The sequence below is a fragment of the Streptomyces incanus genome, from assembly GCF_042656345.1.
GTDB classification, from domain to species: Bacteria; Actinomycetota; Actinomycetes; order Streptomycetales; family Streptomycetaceae; genus Streptomyces; species Streptomyces incanus.
This window is the reverse complement of the sequence record NZ_JBHSPC010000163.1, coordinates 1-3,287: the sequence shown is the minus strand read 5'-3', so window position 1 is coordinate 3,287 and position 3,287 is coordinate 1. Positions and strand designations below refer to the sequence as shown.

The 3,287-nt window shown below is 71.3% G+C and carries 1 protein-coding gene; it reads left to right on the top strand.

What is annotated here, in order from left to right; translation table 11 throughout:
• Window positions 1–365 precede the first annotated feature (365 nt).
• A complete protein-coding gene (locus tag ACFP2V_RS36140; RefSeq protein WP_381220104.1) occupies window positions 366–2,453 on the top strand; it encodes a hypothetical protein in 2,088 nt (695 codons plus the stop codon).
• Window positions 2,454–3,287: the final 834 nt, after the last annotated feature.

Below are 3,287 nucleotides of genomic sequence, written 5' to 3'. Positions count from 1 at the left end.
GAACTCCCGCGCCCGGAGCCCGAGGCGAACGCCCGCTGACCAAGGGCTCCGGTGCGCCGGGCCCGTGCCGTTGGCACCGCTGTCATCGGACGTGGTCGTTCCTGGTCCGGGCAGCCGGCTGGGCCCCGCCCTTTCGTCGATCGGGGTCGGCCAGGGAAGCGGGCCGTTCTGTGCCGCGAGTCCGTACGGCGAAGTCCGTTTCGGGGCAAGGAAGTTCGAAGCCGCGTTTGCTGCGGGCGTCAACCACCACGTAGTGCCGTTGAGACAGCGGGCCGCTCGTCCTCGGCCGGGTTTGTCGGCCCCGGTTCGGCGATAACGTGGTACGGCAAGGACTGCTGCGGACAGGCTGGACGAATTTCATGCGGATGCGGATCGAATCCGAGGCCGATGAGGACTTCGAGGCGGCGTGTGGACTGCTGGTCGACCGGCTGGTCCGGTGGGCCGGGGAGCAGGGCCTGCCGGTGGACGCTTTCCTGGCCGAGGCGACGCTGGAGTACCGGCACCGGGCGACTGTCGATGGCCGACTCGGGTGGTGGGAGCCGCGGCACGTGGAAGAGCTGCTCCTCTCCTGGCTTCCCCGGCAGGTCACCGAACTCCCCGGGGAGGAACGCGGCGACGCCCCGGGCACACTGCGCACGCTGCTGCGCTATCTGCACGCCATGCAGTTGGCGGACCCGCGCGGCCCCGTACTTGAGGACTCCCTCGCCGCGGTCGACGCGGCTTCGGAACAGTACCCGGTGGCGATGGCGGACCGCACCCGCTGGGGCCTGGCGAAGTACTGGATGACGACAGCCGCCGAGCAGGGCGTGGACATCCGGGACGGGGCGGCGTTGCAGCGCTTCGCGGACCGGGCGCAGCGCGGGGAGGTCGCCTACGATCAGCAGACCCTCGACGCGATCATGGAACAACGGCTGACCGGCCGCGCGCCGTCCGGTTCGGCCCGGGCCGAACCGCAGCTGCCCGTGACGCTCCCCACGGACAACGAATTGCGACGACGGGCCGAGGTGTCGGCGATCGTGTCGCAGTTGCGCGGGCTCGCCGAGTGGGCGGGGCGCGATGGTCGGGCGGTGACGGGAACGGGACGGCTGCGGATGGCGGATGCCCGCGAGCTGGTGGATGCGCTGAGCACCGGCGACAAGACCGAGGGCGTGCGTTCGTCGGCCGACCTGCCGCGGCTGGGGCTGCTGGTGGAGTGGGCGAAGAAGGCGCGGCTGGTCCGGGTGGCCAAGGGGCGGTTGTACGCGGTGGCCAGGGCCCGGCCGGTGCTGGCCGACCCGCTTCAGCTGTGGTTGCGTGCCTTCGACGCGTGCTTCGAGCTGCGGCAGGCCCTGATCGGGGCGCGCAGCGGCTGGCACGTCGAGTCGATGCTGTTCGATGCGTACGAGGACGTGCTGGAGGATGTGCTGAACACGCTCTACAGCCTGCCGTACCCGATGCCCTGGCCGCGGCTGCGCGACTCCGTGCACCTGGCCTACCGGGCCCGCTTCCAGCTGGACAGCGGGTCGGAACTCCGGCACCGGATGTGGTTCGAGCACGCCGACCGGGACCTGTGCACGGTACTCGCCATGCTGGACGACCTGGGGGCGATCAAGCGTGACCACGGGATGGCCGACCCGGTGTTCCTGGACGTCGATCTCTCCGAGGCTGGACCCGAACTGCCCGCGGACATGCCGCCGGAGCTTGCGGAACTGCTGGGTGTTGCGGGGGCGGCAGCGGATCCGGCGGCGCAGGAGCGCGCCGATGCCCGGCGTGAAGAGCTGACGGCAGGGCCGGTGGAGCTCATCCGTCTCACCGAACTGGGCACCCGGGCCGTACGGCAGCGGCTGCTGGCGGCCGGCCGGGACGCACCGCTGGTCGGTGAGCTGGCTCAGGTACCGGCGGCCGGTCTGCTGGGGGCGCTGGCCGAGGACTACGACCCGGATGCCGCCCGTGTGGAGCTGGCCGGCTGGCTTTCGGCCCGTGGGGAGCGGGATGCCGCTCTGCGGCAACTGACGGACGCTGTAGGGAGCATGGTTTTCCGCACCCGTGCGCAGGCGATGCTCGACGTGCTGCTGGCGGCGTTGCCGGACGGCGAGGGTGAGCGGCTGCTGAGCCGACTGCGTGGTGACAGCCGGTTGGCGCCGCTGGCGCTGAACGCGCTGGCGCAGCGTGAACTGCTGTCCCCCGAGGACATGACCGATGCCGAGTATCTGCTGGTGCTCGCCGAGAGCCTGCTTCAGCTTGTGGAGCTGGCGGGCGGCCGGGACGGCGCCGAGGAGGCGCTGCGCGCCCAGGGCTCCGAGGCCAGGGAGGCGGTTGCCGCCGCACTGGACTCCGCGCACCCGGACCGGGCCGGACTCGACGAGCTCAGGCAGCTGGCGGCCCGGGCACTGCGTACCCCTGCCGCTCGACTCGGCCGCGCCCGCAAGCGCGGGCGCCCGGCTGCCAGGGGAGGCCTCAGGCGGAATCGCTGAGCACGGCAACAGCTCCCCGCCCCGCAGGGGCGGGGCGAGCCCGCACCGGCAAGTAGCCGGGACCAGGATGGATCCATTGGCTGGACGTGCTGACTCTGGGTTCCCGGGCCGCTTACCGTGACATGAAGCTGTTCATTGAGGAGGCCGGCGACGCCGCCCTCGCCGACCGGCTGCGGAGCGCCCTCGGCGGGCAGGGCGTCTTCCGGCGCTTCACGGACGTCCTCGCCTGTGATGAGCGCGCCTGGCGCAGTATCACCGGTTCGACGACGAGCGGAAGCGTGGCCGGGCCCGCGCCTGGCTGGCGGAGCAGGGCTACTGCCCGATCATCGCCTTCTTCATGGAGCCCGGTTCGGGTTCGTTTCCTTCGGGGCTGGTATGCGTCTTCGCTGCCTCTGTCCTGCATGGGCCGGGCTGGTCCGTCGCGAAGCCCAACCGGCATAGCGAGAAGCCACCCCCTTCAGGGGGTGTCGTACGCGCGCATCCACGTTATGCAGACCTGCCATCCGCAAGCTGTCCAGCATCGCGCAGGACCGGGTGGCGGCCGGGCCTCTCATCAGCGTCTCCGACGGCACCCCCGGGCCCGGTGACACCACCCCCAGGCCATGTCTTCGCCAGGGGGACACAGTCATGCCGGGCCCGGAGGCCGGCGGCCCTCTTGCAGGACCGCCGAAAACATAACTGTGAAAAAGTCACGATCAGGGGTGCTGTCACGGTGCCGGGCGGCATCGGTCGATCAAGGGAAGCGAGGCCGCACGCTGCGAGCGAGCCCGGTGGCGGCGTGAGTTCAGGGCGAGAGGTGTCGCAGGCGGCTGGCGGCCTCGGCGAGAACGTCCT